A 483-nucleotide genomic window follows, 5' to 3' on the forward strand; every position below is an offset into this window, starting at 1 on the left:
GCGGAAGCCCCGCACCTTCACCTGGTGGTCGATGCGGCCCAGGTACTCCAGCTGGCCTTCGTGGTTCCACTTCACCAGGTCGCCCGTGCGGTACAGGCGCTGGCCGCCTTCAGCCGCAATGAAGCGCTCGGCCGTCAGGCCTTCGCGGTTCAGATAGCCGCGCGCCAAGCCGGCGCCCGAGACATGCAACTCGCCGGCCACGCCGACCGGCACCGGATTGAGTTGCCCATCGAGCACGCGCAGTCCGAGGTCGGGGATGGCAAGGCCGACCGGGCTGCGCTGCTGGCTCAGGTCCGCCGCCGTGATCCGCCGATAGGTCACATGCACCGTGGTCTCGGTGATGCCGTACATGTTGATCAGCTGCGGACTTTCATCGCCGTGGTGCTCGATCCACCCGCGCAGGCGCTGCGGGTCGAGTGCTTCGCCGCCGAAGATCACCACGCGCAAAGACAGAGGCTCTTGGTAGGCCTGCGGCAGGCTGAT

1 protein-coding gene is annotated in these 483 nt (G+C 67.5%); it reads right to left on the reverse strand.

Features of this window, described 5'->3' with window-relative positions; all coding sequences use genetic code 11:
- A partial coding sequence (locus ASC92_RS29280; protein ID WP_162245721.1) for an AMP-binding protein occupies positions 1-483 on the reverse strand: 483 nt, incomplete at both ends.

It is taken from the genome of Variovorax sp. Root411 (assembly GCF_001425205.1).
Classification (GTDB): domain Bacteria; phylum Pseudomonadota; class Gammaproteobacteria; order Burkholderiales; family Burkholderiaceae_C; genus Variovorax.